The following is a 16,836-nucleotide window of genomic DNA, read 5'->3' on the forward strand; positions in this document are numbered from 1 at the left end:
ATCATTCCATTTCCATGATTTCTTGCAACGTTTCTCCGAGCCATTTTTCTTGGTTTGCAGTTAGCTGCTCTTCCGTCATTTCACTAAAAAATGCTTCTGCTAATTTTTGAGGATCTTTCATTTCTAGTACTTTTCGTTTGCGCTTTGTTTGTTCTGCTCGACCGTTTGCCCGTTCAATCCCCAAAATACGAGGATATATTTGCCGAAGCTGGTTCATCATATTCGGGATGATCGTTCTATCAGTGAGATAGATATAGATGTAATTCTCCCGATTGACGGACTGATAAAAGGCAGGATCCAGCAATTCTTTGAAACTCGCTGTTATTTCTTCAATATCATGCAGGGGTTCGATCTCCCTAAAATTCAACTCCAGGCCTGTTGTCAGGTCAACGATCCATACGCCTTTTTTTTGGTTGATCTCAGATAAAGAGAATTTCAATGGGGAACCGCTATAGCGAGCATTATCCTGTCTCAAAGCAGCTTGATTATGCAAATGTCCTAGTGCTACATAATCAAACGGTGTAAGTAGTTCACCAGGGATCGAATCCAACCCGCCTACTTCGATTTTCGTTTCCGAATCAGATTTTACACTTCCCATTACAAAAAAATGGCTAATCAATACTTGTTTTTTTTCTGAATCAAATAGCTCCTGCATTTTATCTATCACCTTGGCTACCGCTTGCTTGATCGTTCGGATATTGTCATCTTCAAAATATAATCTCGCTGCAATTGGTTCAAAGTAAGGAAGAAAGAAAAATTGTACGTTTTTAAACTCGACTGGTTCAAATGCTTCTGCTAGCTGTGTTCGCAAAAAATAGTTCGAATAACTGAACCATGGCGTACCCGCTGAAAGTCTCGTACTGCTATCGTGATTTCCTGATATAGCAAAAATCGGGATCTTTTCCTTTAAATTCCAATCGACCATCAATTCATTGTATAATTCTACGGCATCAACAGCTGGGACACTCCTATCATATAAGTCTCCGGCAATCACGATTGCCTCTACTTTTTCTTCTTTCGCGATATCTAGTATAGAAGATAGTACATGACGCTGGTCTTCAATCAAGTCATAACCTTGTAGTTTTTTTCCGATATGCCAATCGGCTGTATGTAAAAAACGCATTCAATCACCTCAAAAAATGTCCTTCTAATTATTATAACACTTTGATCCATTACATGACACCTGTCTTCTATTTTACATATTGGAACGCAAAAAGAGGGCAGACTTGACGTCTCTCCCTCGTTTTCATTGAAAAAGTCTGAACTGAACAGGACAGTAGATTCAAAAGACCGCCCACGCATAAACTTATCATTTTATTTTTTTTTGACTTCATATTTGAAATCAGGGTTCACTTCTTTGTCCAATTTGTCAAAAGCTGCTTGTGTTCGTCGTTCGATCTCCGCCATACCTTCTTTATCCGTTTTCTTGATATCTGATAAGTCGATTGGTTCGCCGAAACGCACTGTCACTCTCTGACGCTTGAACAGATCCCCAAGTGTCAACGGACCTTGATATACAGCTGGCACGATTTTCGCTTTAGACATTCTGGAAATCAATGCCATTCCGCCTTTAAGTTCTGTAGCATGTCTTGTCCCACTGGGAAACATGATCAAACTCAAATTTGTCGATTTCAAAATCTTTACAGGTGTTTTAATGACGCTTGGTCCTGGATTTTCTCTTTTAACTGGAAAAGCATTGGATCGAGTTAATATAAATCGCAGAACTGGATTTTTGAACAGTTCTTCTTTTGCCATAAAGCTGAATTCCTTGGGTGCTGCAGCTACCGCCAGATATAATGGGTCCCACCAAGTACGATGGGGAGCAACTAGTATGTAATTCTCATCTTGCGGTAAAACTTCTTTATTCTCATAGCGGGCATTTCCATTAACTAAGGCTAATAGTACTCGAACTACCCCGCGCATAAATCGATAAAACATAGTCTCTTCCTTTCCCTTCTTATGGTCATAGTATGCATAAAAAATAGAGGTTTGACAAGCCACCTTGGTTCTTTTTAATAAAAATAGTATAATACAGACGACTATTTTTTTCATTTTGGAGGGAATCCATGCTTCACGAAGACGAACGAATCGACCAATTATACGCAGAAGATATCAAGATTATCCAAAGTTCCAAAGTGTTTTCTTTTTCTTTAGATGCTGTGCTGCTTGCTCACTTTTCCCGTGTACCTAAAAAAGGGAAGATTGTTGACCTTTGTGCAGGAAATGGCGCAGTTGGACTTTTTTTAAGTAAACGAACCCAGGCGGCTATCGACGCTATCGAACTTCAACCTCGTCTAGCAGACATGGCAAGACGTAGTATCGCGCTTAACCATTTAAATGAACAAATGACTGTCCACACCATCGATCTGAAAGACAGCTTATCTGTCGTTCGACATAATTCTTGTGACTTAGTCGTCTGTAATCCACCTTATTTCAAAGGGCTGCCAACAAATAAAACGAACCCTAATAAACACCTGGCAATCGCCCGTCATGAGATTCATACGACGTTAGAAGAAGTGATCGATATTTCAAGTAAGCTACTAAAAACAAATGGACGCTTTACTATGGTCCATCGTCCTGATCGGTTCTTAGAAATCATTCAGGTCATGGAAGACTATCGAATTGCACCTAAAAGGATCCAATTTGTTTACCCAAAACCTGGAAAAGAGGCAAATATTTTGTTAGTTGAAGGAATCAAAGAAGGCAAATTAGACGGATTCAAAGTCGCTCCACCATTGATCACTTACAATATGGATGGAGAATACACTGCAGAGATTCGTGAGATGCTCTATGGCAAATGAACATTATTTTTACGTATTATTCTGTAAAGATCAGACATTTTATGGTGGATATACAACCGATCTTTCTAGACGATTAGAGGAACATAACAATGGTACTGGTGCTAAATATACTCGTCTTCAAAAAAGAAGACCTGTTAAGATGATCCATGCAGAAGTATTTTCTTCAAGAAGCGAAGCAACAAAAGCAGAAGCTGCATTCAAAAAACTCACCCGAAAACAAAAAGAACGTTATTTACAGACACACTCAACCGTTTTGCTTCCTGAATCTATATGAATGTTAAAAACACGGTAAATATAAAAAAACTTCAGGCAAAAACAAATGTTTTTGCCTGAAGTTTTTTGTAGCTATCATTCTGTCACGTTTGTCTCACTGCTGTTCGTACTTGAACTTCCTCCTAGCAAGGCTTCGCTGACTAAGTGAATGTAATGTGTCATCCCTTCAGGATTTGGATGGACTTGATCATCATAAAACCAGTCACTATGGTCATTACTGTAGCTGTACCAATCAATCAGCGTCATATTGTCGTATTTTTTCGTCATCTGTTCAAGCATCGCATTCACGTCATTTTGCCAGCGCTTCGTCGGTACTCGGACATTGACCCAGTATACTTTTCGATCACCGATTGCATCCATCACACTATCAAACTGAGCTTCCGAGAATGAGCCATTCGTTCCTAGTCCAATCAGAACAGTGTCTTTCAACAAATCTTGTTCCTTTAATTTTTCAATGTACGGTACACTGGCATATAATTGTCGTCCGACATCTCCATCTACCACTACTTTTGGATAAAGTTCTTGTAGATCCGTTGCAGCATCCAACATAACTGAATCACCAAATGCCGTTAGTTCTAATTTTTGTGCCTTATTCCCTTGTGCCTTGGACAACTCGTACTTATCAAGGATCGCTTGGTCAACCGAACTAGTGGTGTTTTCTGAATTGTTTCTGGTTTCTTCTGCTAATTTTTTACTTTCAGCGATTTTTGCCTGCAGTTGTTTTTGATCGGCTGTTACAGCGTTTTTCGGTGCCGTAACGAAACCAACGAGTGCAATTGCTACAAGTAATGTGCCTGGAACAACCCATGGTTTGCTCTTACTGATGATCGGTTTGCTGAACCATCCTTTCATCACTTGGAATGTACGACCATAATCAAAACGTGCTAGCGGACGCTCCACATATCGATAAGAAAGTTCACTGATGATTAGAATCAATGTGATTTCCACTAAAGTATGCAACAAAACATGATCGGCAATATCAGTCACCTTTGCTTCATAAAAAATCATAACTGGAAACTGATACAGATAAATGCCATAGCTTCGTTTGCCAATCCAAGTAAATACTGGATTTGTCAGCCATCGATTCAAACTTGCTCCGGGGTGTGCTGTCACTGCAACTAGCACTACGCATAACAGACTCACTAGGAGCATTCCTCCGTAATAGATGAAATTGTAATGATCATCTAAAAAGAAGAAGCAAAGAATCAGTGCCAAAAGCGAGATTCCTCCAGCGATATTCAGAATATTTTTCGCTTGTTTCGGGATGTTTTTCTTTAAACGCGTACTTGGCCAAACAAACGCAAGCGCACTTCCCAACCATATAGAAAACAGACGAGTGTCGGTACCGTAATAAACACGGGTTGGATCGCCTCCTGGTGTATACAAGATCATCATCAAGATGGCGGAGAGGAAGGATGTACCTAACACAGTATAAAAGATCCATTTTCTTTTACGAACAAATACCATCAACAATACAAACAAGATCGGCCAAACCAAATAGTTTTGACCTTCTACTGCTAAAGACCAGATATGCGTAAACGGTGACTCATTAGCAAATCGATCGAAATAAGATAAACCGTTATTGATTTGCCACCAGTTGTTGACATACAGTAAGCTGCTGACCACAACTCCTCGAAGATTGTTTAACAGCCCTCGCTGAAACAAAGTGATATAAGCCGAAGCTGTCACAAGCATAAAAACAAGTGCCGGATAGAGTCTCTTCATTCTTCTGACATAAAATTGCCAAATATTGATTTTTCCATTTTGTTCCCATTCCTGCCGCAGCAGATCCGTGATCAAATAACCAGATACGACGAAAAAAATCGGAACGCCCAAATAGCCGCCTTTCATACTAGTTGGCAGAAGGTGATAGAAGATAACACCCACCACAGCTAATGAACGGAGCCCATCAAACCCAGTGATGTAGCGGCTGTTTTTTAACCTTTTTTGTTTTTCCATTCAATATTCCAACTTTTCATAAACTTTTTTCATTCGTAATATACGGGTATTAAGTGAAAATAGCAAGTAGAATCGTGTCCTTTCTCTACTATTTTTTTCTATCATCCCATAAATTTAAAAAAATAAACATGCTTTTTTTCAACTTTAAGAAAATTTCAAATAAAAAAGCAGTTTTTCTTTGCTGATTCTACTATGGTAGAAAAAAACTGCAGACAAACGAACGTCTGTCTACAGCAGTATTTCATGAATTTTTGTCAAACTCGATCTAAATGCCATCCTCATAGAAACGACCAAGTATCTGGACGTTTTCTGCAATACTTACAAAAGCTTGTGGATCAGAAGCTTTCATTGCTTCTCTAAGTAGAGGCAGTTCGTATCGTGTAACGATCGTCATCAATACTGTCTGCTTATCATGCTTATAAGCACCTTCTGCTTCATTGATGATCGTGATCCCTCTACGCATACAGTTTTGGATTTCATTTACTACTTTTTCTGGATGTTTCGTTACGATCATTACCTGCATCTTCTTTTGTTTAGTATAAACGACATCAGTTACTTTTCCACTGACGAAAATAGACAACGTACTGTAAAACATATATTGCCAGCCAAATAGAATTCCGGCAACAAAAACGATCAATGCATTGAAGTAGATCGAAATAGAACCAATCGACTTTCCTGTTTTTTTACGAATCGTGATACTCACGATATCTAGACCGCCCGATGATAGGCCGTTTCTCAACGCTAGCCCAATACCTAGTCCCATCACAGCCCCCCCAAACAACGCACAGATGATTGGATCGGTAGATAGGACTGTTTCCGGTAAAATATGGATACAAAGGGAGGTCAAAGTGACTGTGATAAAAGTGAAAATTGTAAACTTCTTCCCGATTTTTAACCACGCCAATACAAACAAAGGTATATTCAGTAAATACAAAGTTGTTGATACCGGTACTTCGAATCCTATCAGTGATTTTGACAAAGTCGTCAAAATCTGAGCTAGACCAGTAATACCACTTGAATAAATATGTCCTGGCTGATAAAAGAAATTCAATGCGACTGATGCGATCAACGCATAAACGATAGATACCGAAAGCTTGGTCGTGTAATCATGATAAGCCCAATTTTCGAATGTTTTTTTCATGGAAAAGCCCCGCTTTATATGTTATGGCTTCATTATAAAGTGTTTTTCAATTAAATCAAGGTTGTCAAAAGAAGCGTATTCGACAAATCCTTTTTACCTTTTTATCGGCTATTCTTCTATATTCGTTACATCAATATTCAATTCGAACAATTGTAAAGGCGAAACCATACTTGGTGCATCACTCATCACATCTGCTGCTTTTCCGTTTTTAGGAAAGGCAATGACTTCACGAATATTATCTTCTCCGGCTAATAACATTGCAAAACGGTCCAATCCTAATGCAATACCGCCATGTGGAGGGAATCCGTAATCTAAAGCTGTTAACAAGAAACCAAATTGTTCTTCCATTTGTTCTTTTGTAAAGCCTAGAGTTTCTAGTACTTTTTCTTGAAGCTCACGAGTATGAATACGGATAGAACCTCCGCCTAATTCATAACCGTTCAAGACGATATCATAAGCTTCTGCATAGACTTTTGCAGGGTCTTCAGCCAATAACGGGATATCTTCTTCTTTTGGCATCGTGAATGGATGGTGAGCAGAGACATATCGACCTTCTTCTTCTGAAAATTCAAATTGTGGCCAATCAGTTACCCATAAGAAATTGAATTTCGATTCATCAATTAGTCCTAATTCTTTTCCTAAACGTGTCCGGATAGCACCTAATGCAGCAGCGACGATTTCACTTTTATCTGCGCCAAACATCAGCAAGTCACCTGGTTTTGCATCTGTTGCTTTAATGATTGCTTCTGTTGCTTCTCCCATGAATTTAGCAATTGGACCTTTCAATCCGTCTTCTTCTACTTTCAGCCATGCAAGCCCCTTAGCTCCGAATTGTCCTACATATTGACCTAACTGATCCATGTCTTTTCGTGAGTAGCGATCTGCAGCGCCTTTAGCATTCAATGCTTTCACGACACCGCCGTTTTCAAGAGCCATTTGGAAGACTTTGAATTCTACTTCTTTGACTGTATCGCTTAGATCGATCAATTCCATATCAAAACGTGTATCCGGTTTGTCGCTGCCGTAGCGAGCCATTGCTTCATCATAGGTCATACGAGGAAATGGCAATGTGACTTCGATACCGCGAACTTCTTTCATTACCTTCGCAATCAATCCCTCTGTGTAAGTTTGGATTTCTTCTGCTGTTAAGAACGTTGTTTCAATATCTACTTGCGTAAATTCAGGCTGACGGTCTCCACGTAAATCTTCATCGCGGAAACAACGAACGATTTGATAATAACGGTCGAATCCAGCATTCATCAGCAATTGTTTAAACAATTGAGGAGATTGCGGCAACGCATAGAAATGTCCAGCATGGACACGTGAAGGAACTAGGTAGTCTCTTGCGCCTTCTGGTGTAGATTTCCCTAGGTAAGGTGTTTCGATATCGAGAAAGTCATTATCATCTAAATAATGACGAATCGCTTTTGTTGTCGCATTTCTTAATTTGATGTTTTTAGTCATTTTTGGACGACGCAGATCCAAATAACGATATTTCAAACGTATTTCGTCACTGATTGCTTGATCATCTTCAATTTGAAATGGCGGGGTTTTTGCTTGATTCAAAATCACGATTTCACTTGCAATCACTTCGAATTCACCAGTGGCCATTTTAGGATTTACTGCATTTTCTCCGCGTCTTCTAACTTCCCCAGTCACTTCGATCACGTATTCACTGCGACATTTATCCGCGATTTCCCATGCTTCTTTGTTGATTTCAGGATTAAAGACGATTTGAACGATTCCTTCACGATCACGTAGGTCGATAAAGATTACTCCCCCAAGGTCTCGTCTTTTTTGTACCCATCCTTTTAATGTAACTGTTTGTTCTAATTGTTGTTCGGAAACTAATCCGCAATAGATCGTTCTTTGTGCCATTTATTTTTTTCCTCCTACTCGAATAAAGTCATTTCATCATAGACTTCATCAAAATGTTCATATATCTCTTCTAATGGAAAACTTTTTTCTTTTCGGCTTGCCATTGCTTTGACATTAATCGTTTGACTAGCAAGCTCATCTTCACCGATCACCAATACTAATTTGGCATTCGCTTTATCTGCTGTCTTAAATTGCGCTTTTGCTTTACGGTTCATGAAGTCGCGGTCAGCTGAAAAACCAAAGTTTCGAATCGCTTGGACCACTTTCAATGCTTCGATATTTGTTTCGTCTCCGAGTGCGACCACGTAAGCATCCAACTCATTAAATGCAGGGATAACTACTTCCTCTGCCTCCATAGTCAAGAGTAATCGCTCGATACCCATTGCAAATCCGAAGCCAGGTGTTGAAGGACCACCTAGTTCTTCCACTAGATTGTCATAACGTCCGCCTGCGCAAATCGTTGCTTGTGCCCCCATTTTTGGTGCGTCACTCATGATTTCAAAAATCGTATGTGTGTAATAATCTAGTCCGCGAACCATATTACTGTCGATTTCATAAGGAACAGCCAATGCATCCAGCATGGAAACAACGGTATCAAAATGTTTTTGAGCAGGCTCGCTTAGATAATCTAAGATAGATGGAGCTTCTGCCACAAATTTTTGATCTCGTTTGTCTTTACTGTCCAATACGCGTAATGGATTTTCATGAAGGCGGCGTTTAGAGTCTTCACTCAGCTCTGATTCAAAAGGTAAAAGATAGTCGATCAATGCTTGACGATAGGCTTGACGCGTTTCTTTATCACCTAATGAATTGATGACTAGCCGGATTTGCGTGATCCCCAACTGTTTGAAGAAATCAAGTGCCATCACCATGCTCTCCACATCAGTTGCAGGGTTTTCTGATCCAAATGCTTCTACTCCGATTTGATGGAATTGACGTAACCGTCCTTTTTGAGGGCGTTCGTAGCGAAACATTGGTCCCATATAAAAAGTTTTGAACGGTTTCGCATACTCTGGGCCGAACAATTTATGCTCAACAAAAGAACGAACGATTGGTGCTGTACCTTCTGGTCGAAGCGTCACATGGCGTTCCCCTTTGTCATAAAAATCATACATCTCTTTTGAAACGATATCCGTTGTATCCCCTACACTTCGGGATATCACTTCATAGTGTTCAAAAATCGGTGTACGCATTTCATTATACTGATAATCTCTGAATAATAAACGTGCTGTTTCTTCGACAAACTGCCATTTTTCTGATTCGCCTGGCAAAATATCATTTGTTCCTTTTGGTCTTTGGAAACTCATAGTTTTCTCTCCCTTTCTTAGCTATGTAAATAAAAAAATCACCCTTGTTCATCATGAACAAGGGTGAATGAAATTCATACACGGTACCACCTAATTTTGAAAGATTTCTCTTTCCTCTTACGAATAACGCTCGTACGCGGGACGGCTTTTCACTCGTCCATCTCCAGAGTGTCTTTAGGCTAATGAAACTTTAGATCATTTTCAGCCTCGATGATCCTCTCTTGTAAAGTTTCAAAAACTTACTCGCTCTTTCATTGACATTCGATATTACTTATAACCTACTAAAAACCAGTCTCAAAGTCAAGAGATATCTGACTATTTCCCCTCACAAAAACGTTTTAGTTTAGCTTTTTGGTATTTTGTTTTAGACTAGACAAAAAGGAGGAATCAGCTATGGCAGAAATAAGAATCGGACATTCACAAGTCTACGCAGAACAGCTTGGATTAGGAGCAAATGCCGTTGGAGGACATAATCTTTTTGACGGTTTGGAAGATGAGACAGGAAAACAAGTAGTTCGTACAGCTTTGAATAGCGGGATCAATTTGATCGATACCGCTTATGCTTACGGAAACGGCCGTTCCGAAGAACTGATTGGCGAGGTACTGAAGGAAAAAGAATATGATCGCTCACGTGTCGTCATCGCTACAAAAGCTGCTCATGTACCAAATAAAGGGCGAACATTTGATAATTCTCCTGAGTTTCTCAAACAATCGGTGGAAGATGCACTAAAACGTCTGCAAACTGATTACATCGACATTTTTTATATCCACTTTCCGGATGAAAGCACACCAAAAAATGAATCAGTTGCTACATTGCACGAATTAAAAGAAGCAGGAAAAATCCGAGCAGTCGGTGTGTCAAACTTCACGTTAGAACAATTGAAAGAAGCGAATGCAGATGGATATGTCGATGTAGTAGAAGATAAATACAGTTTGATCCATCGGCAGGCTGAAAAAGAATTATTCCCTTATCTTGAAAAAAACAAAATCAGTTTTGTTCCCTATTTTCCTCTTGCTTCCGGTTTGCTGACAGGAAAATATGAACTTGGTGAGGAAAAACAATTTGGTGAAGGAGATCCTCGAAAAAGAAATCCAGATTTCCAAGGAGAACGTTTCAGAGAAATTTTAACCGCTGTCGATGTACTTCGCCCCATTGCTAAAAGATACCAAGCCACTCCTGCGCAACTTGTTTTAGCTTGGTACATGAAGAATCCACGAGTGTCTGTAGTTATACCTGGAGCTAAGCGTCCAGAGCAAGTATCTGACAATGTCCAAGCTTTAGATTTGCATTTATCCAATGAAGATTATCAAACCATTGATGAAGCATTTCGTGGATTTTGATCAATTGACCTTATCAATTTATAGTAATATGAAAAAAGGAAGATCAGCACTGTTTGATCTTCCTTTTTTTCGATAAGTTTATGCTAATCTAATTCTTGTAAAGTAGCGCTCGGCTATTCGGATAAGTCGGAAACTGATTGAATGGAATCGTCCAATCTTGTTCAGGTACAGAGAACTCAAACTTATTTACTAGCTGATCGGAAAACACACGTAGACTATGAAGAGTGATCCATTCTCCTGCACAGCGATGCATTTGTCGAAAATTTCCCCCGCCTTGTGCAATCATCTCATATTCTTCTTTATAGGAAATATCTTTTGCTTTCCCTACATACCGTTTGATCATAAAGGAATCTGGCGCTTCAACTGTTCGTTCATCATGGTCTGTTCCATATAAATCTAAAATAACCCAACTGCCTTCTGGTATACGATAACCATCTACTTCTACTTCTTTCAGCGAAATCGCAGGTAGCATTGGGAAGAAAGGATAATAGCGTCTCATTTCTTGAATAAACGGATCTTGTAACGTCGAAAAGTCATTTTTTAATTGCTGATACAAATCTGGTCTACTGAAAAGTGCATGTCCCATCAATGCCGCCCACACAGTTAGAGCAACCGTTGGACGGATGATGTTCAATAATTCAACAGCTGCCACTTCCAGAGGTAAAAGCTGACCATCTAAATCTGTGGCATTGGCAAAAGCATATAATGCCACATTTTCTTTTCCAGCCACAGGATTTTGTCGAGCTTCTTCAATCAAGCCTTGCGCCCATTTTTCTGATTTTTTGCGATTCTCGACACCTTTTATGTGATCAATCGGAGAAGTAAACGTTCCGCTGATCATAGAGATTTGATATTCTGCTAATTTTTCGACCTCATCTTTAGAAATCGCTGATAAATTGATACCTGCCCACTCGCAAATAGATGTAAAGAAAACCATCTTACTTAAATCAAATAGTTCAAATTGACCATGCTGTGCTTCAAGTGCTTGTGTCAGATTCTTATCTAAGATACGATGATAATCTTCCATTCTTTCCGGTGTCATTAGATCCATAAAAATATTTTTCCGATGGTGATGAGCAGCTCCATCCAAAGTCTGTACTCCACCTTGACCAAAAAGTGTCTTCAATACTAATTTTGGCATAGCACCTTTTCGTTTGAAATTCCTTGGATCATAAAATACTTTTGCTGCTGATGATCCGTAGATCGTGATAGCTTCTTTATTGAAAATCTTTGCTTTGACGACGGGAGCGTCCGCTTCATGGCGTAACTCCTCCAACATGTTGTATCCTTTTTGATACAATTTTTTTAAATCTGTGATTTTGATATCTACTACTGGTACTTCTTTCATCTTCAGCAACCTCCTATAAAAAATAACTTGTATAATTTAAGCTTAACTTTTTTTCCGACTGCTGACAAAAGAAGCGCTTTTTGCAGACAAAAAAGCCACTTAAGTTAGAGTTTATCAGTCTAACTTAAGCGACGTGTTTCATAGTTTTTACTAGTGAAAACCAGATTACTTTATTTGTTTTTAGAATCAATAATGATCGTTACAGGTCCATCATTGACGAGAGAAACCGACATATCTGCTCCGAATTGTCCGGTAGCGACTGTGATGCCGCGACTTCTGATTCCTTCATTGAATGATTCGTATAAAGGAATAGCTGTTTCTGGTCGTGCGGCTTCCACAAAGCTTGGTCGATTTCCTTTTTTCGTATCCGCAAACAGTGTGAATTGAGAGATACTTAAAATTTGTCCTCCCACATCTTCTACACTAATATTCATTTTTCCTTGTTCATCTTCAAAAATACGCATTTGTGCAATTTTTTTTACCAGATAGTCCACATCTTTTTGCGTATCGGTTTCATGAATGCCTAATAAAACAAGTAGGCCGTAGCCAATTTTTCCAATTTCTTGCTGATCGACTGACACAGCAGCTTTACTTACCCGTTGAACAACTGCTCTCATATCTGTCCTCCTATCCATTCGTCCGGCGTACACTGTAGACATCAGGTACTGCTTTGATTTTATCCACGATACTCTTTAGGTGGGATAAATTCTGGATACCAACCGTCAAATGGATCGTCGCCATTTTATCTTTATTCGTCCGTGCTTCAACGCTGTTGAGATTTTTCGTTAGCGCATTGACTGTTTGAAGTACATCATTCAATAAGCCTGAACGATTATAGCCGTAAATTTCCAAATCTGCATCATACTCTTTTCGTGTATTCGATGTATCTTCCCATTCGACTTCAATCAAACGTTCTGCTACATTTGGTTTGTCAGGCTGAACATTCGGACAATCTCGACGATGAATGGATATCCCTCTGCCTTTAGTGATATAACCAACGATATCATCACCAGGAATCGGATTACAGCAGCGACTGATACGAATTAGTAAGTTTTCTACCCCTTGAATGACAACGCCACCTTCATGACGTACTTTCATTTTGTCAGGTTCTTTTTTCGGCTGATTCATGATTTCTTCTGCTTCTTGCTTTTGCTGCTCGATTTTTTGTTCTTTACGTTCTTTTTCAGTCAGACGATTGGCCATCGTCAAGGGGCTAACTTCTCCATACCCTACAGCTGCATAGAGATCATCTTCTGTTTGATAATTAAAACGATCGAGTGCTTCTTGCAGTTTGTTCTTCGTCAAAATATCTTTAGGCGTAAATCCTAGATCTGTAATACATTTGACCACGGATTCGTGGCCTTTGATCACATTTTCTTCTCGATCTTGGGCTTTGAAGAAACGTTTGATCTTATTTCTTGCTTTGCTAGTAGCAACTAATTTCAACCAGTCGCGACTTGGGCCAAATGAATTTGGAGAAGTCATGATCTCAATGATATCTCCGTTTTTCAATTTGTAATCAAGCTGCACCATTTTGCCATTTACTTTTGCACCAGTGGTTTTGTTACCGATATCTGTATGGATACTGTATGCAAAGTCCAATGGTCCGGATCCTTTTGGTAACTCAGTAACGTCTCCTTTTGGTGTGAAGACGTAGACTTTATCACTAAAGATATCTCCTTTTACGCCTTCCATAAATTCAGAAGCATCATAGCTTTCGTCTTGAAGTTCGAGTATCTCATGGAACCAGCTTAATTGTTTCGTCATACCATCTGGTTCTACTTTTTCATTTTTTCCTTCTTTATAGGCCCAGTGTGCAGCAACCCCGAATTCAGCGATTTCATGCATTTCCTGTGTTCGGATTTGAATTTCTACCGGATTTCCTGCCGGACCGATCACGGTAGTATGCAAAGATTGGTACATATTAGCTTTTGGCATGGCAATATAATCCTTAAATCTGCCGGGCATTGGTTTCCATTTTGTGTGGATTGCTCCTAATACAGCATAACAATCCTTGATTGAATCTACGATCACTCGAATAGCTAGCAAGTCATAAATTTCGTTGAACTGCTTTTTCTGATCTTTCATTTTACGATAGATTGAATAAATGTGTTTTGGCCGTCCATAGATTTCTGCAAAAATCCCCAGCTCTTCTGTCGCTATTCGAATATCTTCAACAGTACCACTTACGTATTTTTCACGTTCTTCTCTCTTCGTCTGCATCAAGTGGACGATACGGTAATACTGTTTTGGATTTAGATAACGAAGTGCTGTATCTTCTAATTCCCATTTGATCCGGCTGATCCCTAGACGATGTGCAAGAGGCGCATAGATTTCTAAAGTTTCCTGAGCGATCCTTCTTTGCTTATCTTCTCGCAGGTGCTTCAACGTACGCATGTTATGTAGTCTATCAGCTAATTTGACCATGATAACTCGTAAATCTTGAGCCATTGCTAGCAGCATCTTTCGGTGGTTTTCTGCTAGCTGCTCTTCGTGGGATTTATATTTTATTTTCCCTAATTTGGTTACGCCGTCCACTAACATAGCAACGTCATCGCCAAATTCTTCTCTCAGATCTTCTAAAGTGATTTCTGTATCTTCAACAACATCATGTAAGAAGCCTGTAGCCACTGTATGGGGATCCATTTTTAAATCTGCTAATATACCTGCGACTTGGATAGGATGAATAATGTAGGGTTCGCCTGATTTTCTAAACTGTCCGTCATGTGCAGCAGTCGCGTATTCGCATGCTTTCTCAACAAATGCTACATGTTCGGGACCCATGTATTGACTAACGAGCTTTATGACACCGGGTCCCGTTAAAATTTCTTCTTTTGTCACAGGAATCGATCCCCCTTTCTTTTTTCGGTAAAACGGGAATCGGGACAAATATCTGTTTGATAATTGTCCCAAAATCCGTGCAGTTATACGTTTTTTTACGGAAATGTTCGCTTTTTAAAAGCTTTTTCAAACGATTTTTCGTATCCATTGTATAAATAATTGTTTCTATTATACAAATTGTTGACTATTTTTTCAATTCTTTCTGTCGATACTCTTTTATTAATGAAGAACGTTAGCTGAAAGAAGGATTCATTAATTCCCATTGATAGCTAGCAGCACTTAATAAATAAAGAGGTGCTGTTTCTGTACGAAGGATTCTTGGTCCTAATCCACAAAGTATCCCTTTGTGTTCTACAAAATAATCGACTTCATCGCGGGATAATCCACCTTCTGGTCCAAAGACAGCTAAGATTCGACTATCTGGTTTTGTTTCACTAAGAATTTTGGCTGCATTTGATTTTTCGCCTTGCTTTGCTGATTCCTCATAAGCAACCAAGACCACGTCATAATCATCTAGCCGCTCAAATAAATCTTGTTTCGTTTCCAATAACTCTACTGATGGCACGATCTGCCGATGGGATTGTTCCGCTGCCTCTTGAGCAATCTTTTCAAGCCGTTGTTGTCGTTTCATACGTTTTTTTGCATCCCATTTAACGACAGAGGCTGATGCCGGGAAACCAAGAAAAGCTTGCGCTCCTAATTCAGTGGATTTCTGAACGATCCAATCCAGCTTTTCCCCTTTAGGATAGCCACTCGCTATGGTAATCGAACTTGGCAGTTCCTTTTGATTTTCTTCTTTTTTAATTTCTTTCAGATAAACAGCCTCTTCAGTAATCTCCGTGATTTCTGCAACAATGGCTATTTGATCATTGAATGCCAAAAAAACTTCATCCTCGGGTTCCATCCTCATAACCCGTACAATGTGGTGATAGTTTTCCCCTTCTAAAACAAAATAGTCTTTTGATTCATATGATTCTTTTAAAAAATACCGCTGCATCTATTCCACCTCTGGTTTTTTCAAAATAATTGCATACCAGTCTTTTTGCTGGAAAATTTGATCCACGATAAACCCTTGTTCTAACATGGCATCCAGAACCATTTGCTTCTTCTCTTCAATGATTCCTGAAACGATCAGCGTGCCTGTTTGCTTCAGTAAACGCCAAGCATCTGGGATCATCAATAAGATGATATCTGCTAAAATGTTCGCAACGATTACATCACTTTCAATCTCGATTCCTGTCAAAAGATCGTTAGCTGATACATGGACATCTTTGGCTATTTCATTCATATCCATATTTTCTTTCGCCGAACGAACGGCTACTTCGTCTAAATCAAAGGCATAGACATCTTTTGCACCAAGATATTTTGCTGCAATACTTAGCACGCCCGACCCAGTTCCCACATCTAGCAATGTTTCACCACCACGCAAGACTGTTTCTAGTGCTGTCAATGTCAAGGAAGTCGTGGGATGAGTGCCTGTGCCAAATGCCATACCAGGATCTAGTGTGATAATTTTTTCTAGAGGATCTTCTGTCTGGTAGTTTTCCCAGCTTGGCGCAACCGTCAGCATTCGCGTAATACGCACCGGATGATAGTATTTCTTCCAGGCTGTTGCCCAGTTGCTTTCCTCTACTTCACTAACTGTTACTTTATTTTTTCCAATAGCTAGACCAAACTCAGGTAATTGTGTGATACGATCTTTGATAAAAGGCAAGATTTCCGGTAAGAAAGTCGTTTCCGGAAAATAAGCCATGACTAGTGCGCCTTCTTTCAGCGATGTAAAATCATTTTTATCTAAAATCTCACCATATTGATCCGACTGAAAATGTTCAACATCTAAAGAATCTTCAATCGCGACACCACTCGCCCCTGCCTCCATCAAAATATTAGCAACTGCTTCGACTGCTTCACTTTCAGTTTCTACTTTTACTTCATTCCATTTCATAT

The 16,836-nt window shown here is 39.4% G+C and carries 14 protein-coding genes; 3 read left to right on the forward strand and 11 right to left on the reverse strand.

Annotated elements, in window-relative coordinates; all coding sequences use genetic code 11:
* Window position 1: 1 nt before the first annotated feature.
* Complete coding sequence (locus ACIFUW_RS11945; RefSeq protein WP_002288955.1) at window positions 2–1,123, reverse strand: exonuclease SbcCD subunit D; 1,122 nt, start codon at window positions 1,121–1,123, stop codon at window positions 2–4.
* 191 nt (window positions 1,124–1,314) lie between these two features.
* Window positions 1,315–1,938 (reverse strand): lysophospholipid acyltransferase family protein, encoded by a 624-nt coding sequence (locus ACIFUW_RS11950; RefSeq protein WP_002288956.1) that lies wholly within the window; start codon window positions 1,936–1,938, stop codon window positions 1,315–1,317.
* Between the two features lie 128 nt (window positions 1,939–2,066).
* Here ACIFUW_RS11950 and ACIFUW_RS11955 point away from each other — a divergent pair, with 128 nt between their 5' ends.
* Both ACIFUW_RS11955 and ACIFUW_RS11960 read left to right on the forward strand, forming a co-directional pair.
* Window positions 2,067–2,801 (forward strand): tRNA1(Val) (adenine(37)-N6)-methyltransferase, encoded by a 735-nt coding sequence (locus ACIFUW_RS11955; protein ID WP_002288957.1) that lies wholly within the window; start codon window positions 2,067–2,069, stop codon window positions 2,799–2,801.
* Complete coding sequence (locus tag ACIFUW_RS11960) at window positions 2,791–3,075, forward strand: GIY-YIG nuclease family protein (RefSeq protein WP_002304776.1); 285 nt, start codon at window positions 2,791–2,793, stop codon at window positions 3,073–3,075. The genes ACIFUW_RS11955 and ACIFUW_RS11960 overlap by 11 nt, the downstream gene beginning before the upstream one ends.
* A 74-nt stretch (window positions 3,076–3,149) precedes the next feature.
* Here ACIFUW_RS11960 and ACIFUW_RS11965 read toward each other — a convergent pair whose 3' ends face one another.
* From ACIFUW_RS11965 to hisS, 4 genes are all read right to left on the reverse strand, one after another.
* The gene (locus ACIFUW_RS11965; RefSeq protein WP_002303199.1) at window positions 3,150–5,033 is read right to left on the reverse strand and encodes an acyltransferase family protein; all 1,884 of its coding nucleotides are present in this window, start codon (window positions 5,031–5,033) and stop codon (window positions 3,150–3,152) included.
* Window positions 5,034–5,298: 265 nt separating this feature from the next.
* A complete protein-coding gene (locus ACIFUW_RS11970; RefSeq protein WP_002293644.1) occupies window positions 5,299–6,174 on the reverse strand; it encodes a YitT family protein in 876 nt (291 codons plus the stop codon).
* Between the two features lie 108 nt (window positions 6,175–6,282).
* A complete protein-coding gene (gene aspS / locus ACIFUW_RS11975; protein ID WP_002289105.1) occupies window positions 6,283–8,052 on the reverse strand; it encodes an aspartate--tRNA ligase in 1,770 nt (589 codons plus the stop codon).
* A 14-nt stretch (window positions 8,053–8,066) separates the two neighbouring features.
* Window positions 8,067–9,359 (reverse strand): histidine--tRNA ligase, encoded by a 1,293-nt coding sequence (gene hisS / locus ACIFUW_RS11980; protein ID WP_002289103.1) that lies wholly within the window; start codon window positions 9,357–9,359, stop codon window positions 8,067–8,069.
* 393 nt (window positions 9,360–9,752) lie between these two features.
* Between hisS and ACIFUW_RS11985 the strand changes: the two genes are divergently transcribed.
* Entirely contained in the window at window positions 9,753–10,700 is a 948-nt protein-coding gene (locus ACIFUW_RS11985; protein ID WP_002289101.1) for an aldo/keto reductase, read from the forward strand.
* An 88-nt stretch (window positions 10,701–10,788) separates the two neighbouring features.
* Here the strand turns inward: ACIFUW_RS11985 and ACIFUW_RS11990 are convergent, their stop codons facing one another.
* The 5 genes from ACIFUW_RS11990 to prmA all read right to left on the reverse strand — a co-directional run bounded on the left by ACIFUW_RS11990 (window position 10,789) and on the right by prmA (window position 16,834).
* Window positions 10,789–12,048 carry a cytochrome P450 gene (locus ACIFUW_RS11990; RefSeq protein ID WP_002289099.1) on the reverse strand — a complete coding sequence of 420 codons (1,260 nt, stop codon included), beginning with the start codon at window positions 12,046–12,048 and terminating at the stop codon, window positions 10,789–10,791.
* 170 nt (window positions 12,049–12,218) lie between these two features.
* Window positions 12,219–12,665, reverse strand: a complete 447-nt coding sequence (dtd, locus tag ACIFUW_RS11995) for a D-aminoacyl-tRNA deacylase (protein WP_002289097.1) — start codon at window positions 12,663–12,665, stop codon at window positions 12,219–12,221.
* 10 nt (window positions 12,666–12,675) lie between these two features.
* Window positions 12,676–14,889 carry a RelA/SpoT family protein gene (locus tag ACIFUW_RS12000; RefSeq protein WP_002289096.1) on the reverse strand — a complete coding sequence of 738 codons (2,214 nt, stop codon included), beginning with the start codon at window positions 14,887–14,889 and terminating at the stop codon, window positions 12,676–12,678.
* Window positions 14,890–15,121: 232 nt separating this feature from the next.
* Entirely contained in the window at window positions 15,122–15,886 is a 765-nt protein-coding gene (locus tag ACIFUW_RS12005; RefSeq protein WP_002289095.1) for a 16S rRNA (uracil(1498)-N(3))-methyltransferase, read from the reverse strand.
* Window positions 15,887–16,834 (reverse strand): 50S ribosomal protein L11 methyltransferase, encoded by a 948-nt coding sequence (gene prmA / locus ACIFUW_RS12010; protein ID WP_002289093.1) that lies wholly within the window; start codon window positions 16,832–16,834, stop codon window positions 15,887–15,889.
* Window positions 16,835–16,836 lie beyond the last annotated feature (2 nt).

This window comes from Enterococcus sp. PLH-Efm8 (assembly GCF_053011625.1).

Excerpts from the sequence above, each read along its gene's own strand:
- ACIFUW_RS11945 (WP_002288955.1), bottom strand. The coding sequence starts at position 1,123 with ATGCGTTTTTTACATACAGCCGATTGGCATATCGGAAAAAAACTACAA.
- ACIFUW_RS11950 (WP_002288956.1), bottom strand. The coding sequence starts at position 1,938 with ATGTTTTATCGATTTATGCGCGGGGTAGTTCGAGTACTATTAGCCTTA.
- ACIFUW_RS11955 (WP_002288957.1), top strand. The coding sequence starts at position 2,067 with ATGCTTCACGAAGACGAACGAATCGACCAATTATACGCAGAAGATATC.
- ACIFUW_RS11960 (WP_002304776.1), top strand. The coding sequence starts at position 2,791 with ATGGCAAATGAACATTATTTTTACGTATTATTCTGTAAAGATCAGACA.
- ACIFUW_RS11965 (WP_002303199.1), bottom strand. The coding sequence starts at position 5,033 with ATGGAAAAACAAAAAAGGTTAAAAAACAGCCGCTACATCACTGGGTTT.
- ACIFUW_RS11970 (WP_002293644.1), bottom strand. The coding sequence starts at position 6,174 with ATGAAAAAAACATTCGAAAATTGGGCTTATCATGATTACACGACCAAG.
- aspS (WP_002289105.1), bottom strand. The coding sequence starts at position 8,052 with ATGGCACAAAGAACGATCTATTGCGGATTAGTTTCCGAACAACAATTA.
- hisS (WP_002289103.1), bottom strand. The coding sequence starts at position 9,359 with ATGAGTTTCCAAAGACCAAAAGGAACAAATGATATTTTGCCAGGCGAA.
- ACIFUW_RS11985 (WP_002289101.1), top strand. The coding sequence starts at position 9,753 with ATGGCAGAAATAAGAATCGGACATTCACAAGTCTACGCAGAACAGCTT.
- ACIFUW_RS11990 (WP_002289099.1), bottom strand. The coding sequence starts at position 12,048 with ATGAAAGAAGTACCAGTAGTAGATATCAAAATCACAGATTTAAAAAAA.
- dtd (WP_002289097.1), bottom strand. The coding sequence starts at position 12,665 with ATGAGAGCAGTTGTTCAACGGGTAAGTAAAGCTGCTGTGTCAGTCGAT.
- ACIFUW_RS12005 (WP_002289095.1), bottom strand. The coding sequence starts at position 15,886 with ATGCAGCGGTATTTTTTAAAAGAATCATATGAATCAAAAGACTATTTT.
- prmA (WP_002289093.1), bottom strand. The coding sequence starts at position 16,834 with ATGAAATGGAATGAAGTAAAAGTAGAAACTGAAAGTGAAGCAGTCGAA.